This is a genomic window from Solibacillus sp. FSL H8-0538 (assembly GCF_038003525.1).
In the GTDB taxonomy this organism is placed as follows: Bacteria; Bacillota; Bacilli; order Bacillales_A; family Planococcaceae; genus JBBOPI01.
Window position 1 is genome coordinate 110,001 of sequence record NZ_JBBOPI010000001.1, and the last position, 2,500, is coordinate 112,500.

General features: G+C 50.7%; 9 tRNA genes and 3 rRNA genes (2 of these 12 only partly in view). All 12 read left to right on the forward strand.

What is annotated here, in order from left to right:
* Window positions 1-1,202 (forward strand): 23S ribosomal RNA (locus MHH87_RS00485) (it extends 1,728 nt beyond the left edge of the window).
* 137 nt (window positions 1,203-1,339) lie between these two features.
* A 5S ribosomal RNA gene (gene rrf, locus MHH87_RS00490) occupies window positions 1,340-1,455 on the forward strand.
* 10 nt (window positions 1,456-1,465) lie between these two features.
* Window positions 1,466-1,541: transfer RNA gene (locus tag MHH87_RS00495), tRNA-Val, on the forward strand.
* A gap of 8 nt (window positions 1,542-1,549) precedes the next feature.
* Window positions 1,550-1,625 (forward strand) — tRNA-Thr (locus tag MHH87_RS00500).
* 6 nt (window positions 1,626-1,631) lie between these two features.
* Window positions 1,632-1,707: transfer RNA gene (locus MHH87_RS00505), tRNA-Lys, on the forward strand.
* 18 nt (window positions 1,708-1,725) lie between these two features.
* Window positions 1,726-1,810: transfer RNA gene (locus MHH87_RS00510), tRNA-Leu, on the forward strand.
* Window positions 1,811-1,853: 43 nt separating this feature from the next.
* Window positions 1,854-1,928 (forward strand) — tRNA-Gly (locus MHH87_RS00515).
* Between the two features lie 6 nt (window positions 1,929-1,934).
* Window positions 1,935-2,023: transfer RNA gene (locus MHH87_RS00520), tRNA-Leu, on the forward strand.
* Between the two features lie 25 nt (window positions 2,024-2,048).
* Window positions 2,049-2,125: transfer RNA gene (locus MHH87_RS00525), tRNA-Arg, on the forward strand.
* A 6-nt stretch (window positions 2,126-2,131) separates the two neighbouring features.
* Window positions 2,132-2,208 (forward strand) — tRNA-Pro (locus tag MHH87_RS00530).
* Window positions 2,209-2,218: 10 nt separating this feature from the next.
* Window positions 2,219-2,294, forward strand: a tRNA-Ala gene (locus MHH87_RS00535).
* Window positions 2,295-2,438: 144 nt separating this feature from the next.
* Window positions 2,439-2,500 (forward strand): 16S ribosomal RNA (locus tag MHH87_RS00540); it runs 1,491 nt beyond the window's last position.

Below are 2,500 nucleotides of genomic sequence, written 5' to 3' on the forward strand. Positions count from 1 at the left end.
CCCCGTAACTTCGGGAGAAGGGGTGCTCTTGAGCGTGTTAAAGCGCATGAGAGCCGCAGTGAATAGGCCCAGGCGACTGTTTAGCAAAAACACAGGTCTCTGCAAAACCGTAAGGTGACGTATAGGGGCTGACGCCTGCCCGGTGCTGGAAGGTTAAGAGGAGTGGTTAGCGCAAGCGAAGCTGCGAATTGAAGCCCCAGTAAACGGCGGCCGTAACTATAACGGTCCTAAGGTAGCGAAATTCCTTGTCGGGTAAGTTCCGACCCGCACGAAAGGCGTAACGATCTGGGCACTGTCTCAACGAGAGACTCGGTGAAATTATAGTACCTGTGAAGATGCAGGTTACCCGCGACAGGACGGAAAGACCCCGTGGAGCTTTACTGTAGCCTGATATTGAATTTTGGTACAACTTGTACAGGATAGGTAGGAGCCAGAGATCCCGGAGCGCCAGCTTCGGAGGAGGCGTCGGTGGGATACTACCCTGGTTGTATTGAACTTCTAACCCATGCCCCTTAGCGGGGTAGGAGACAGTGTCAGGCGGACAGTTTGACTGGGGCGGTCGCCTCCTAAAGAGTAACGGAGGCGCCCAAAGGTTCCCTCAGAATGGTTGGAAATCATTCGTAGAGTGTAAAGGCATAAGGGAGCTTGACTGCGAGACCTACAAGTCGAGCAGGGTCGAAAGACGGGCTTAGTGATCCGGTGGTTCCGCATGGAAGGGCCATCGCTCAACGGATAAAAGCTACCCCGGGGATAACAGGCTTATCTCCCCCAAGAGTCCACATCGACGGGGAGGTTTGGCACCTCGATGTCGGCTCATCGCATCCTGGGGCTGTAGTCGGTCCCAAGGGTTGGGCTGTTCGCCCATTAAAGCGGTACGCGAGCTGGGTTCAGAACGTCGTGAGACAGTTCGGTCCCTATCCGTCGTGGGCGTAGGAAATTTGAGAGGAGCTGTCCTTAGTACGAGAGGACCGGGATGGACATACCGCTGGTGTACCAGTTGTCTTGCCAAAGGCATCGCTGGGTAGCTATGTATGGACGGGATAAGTGCTGAAAGCATCTAAGCATGAAGCCCCCCTCAAGATGAGATTTCCCATTACGCAAGTAAGTAAGATCCCTCAAAGACGATGAGGTAGATAGGTTCGAGGTGGAAGTGTGGCGACACATGGAGCTGACGAATACTAATCGATCGAGGACTTAACCACATTATTACCGAATATTTCAACTTTCAATGAACCGTTTATCCAGTTTTGAAAGAACAAGAAAAGTGTTATTTTATTTTAAAAAAACACTTGAAATTAATACTTATTGTGTTATAATAAATCTTGTCTTTTAAAAATAGTCTAGTGATGATGGCAAAGAGGTCACACCCGTTCCCATACCGAACACGGAAGTTAAGCTCTTTAGCGCCGATGGTAGTTGGGGGCTTCCCCCTGCAAGAGTAGGACGTCGCTAGGCATTATACCCAGGAGGATTAGCTCAGCTGGGAGAGCACCTGCCTTACAAGCAGGGGGTCGGCGGTTCGAGCCCGTCATCCTCCACCATTCTAAATGCCGGTGTAGCTCAGTTGGTAGAGCAACTGACTTGTAATCAGTAGGTCGAGGGTTCGACTCCTTTCGCCGGCACCATTTAGAGAGCCATTAGCTCAGTTGGTAGAGCATCTGACTTTTAATCAGAGGGTCGAAGGTTCGAGTCCTTCATGGCTCACCATTTTCATATTTGTCTGCTGCGGGTGTGGCGGAACTGGCAGACGCACTAGACTTAGGATCTAGCGCCGCAAGGCGTGGGGGTTCGACTCCCTTCACCCGCACCATTTAATTTCATATATTGTCAGAATAAAAATTTCTTAAGCACATGCGGAAGTAGTTCAGTGGTAGAACACCACCTTGCCAAGGTGGGGGTCGCGAGTTCGAACCTCGTCTTCCGCTCCAACATGTGCCGGGGTGGCGGAACTGGCAGACGCACAGGACTTAAAATCCTGCGGTGAGTGATCACCGTGCCGGTTCGATTCCGGCCCTCGGCACCATTTTACTTTTTAACATTAAATTATAGCGCCCGTAGCTCAATTGGATAGAGCGTCTGACTACGGATCAGAAGGTTGTGGGTTCGACTCCTGCCGGGCGCGCCATATAGACGGAATGTAGCTCAGCTTGGTAGAGCACTTGGTTTGGGACCAAGGGGTCGTAGGTTCGAATCCTGTCATTCCGACCATTACATTATTGGGGCCTTAGCTCAGCTGGGAGAGCGCCTGCCTTGCACGCAGGAGGTCAGCGGTTCGATCCCGCTAGGCTCCACCATGAACCTTGAAAACTGAACAAGCAAAACGTTAATTAAAACAACGTTTCGACGCACTGACACCTGTTAGTGAAGATCGAAACAAAAACATAGATATCAACTTTTAGTTGATACGCTAGCAAAGCAAATGAGCTTTCAAACTAACTTTTATGGAGAGTTTGATCCTGGCTCAGGACGAACGCTGGCGGCATGCCTAATACATGCAAGT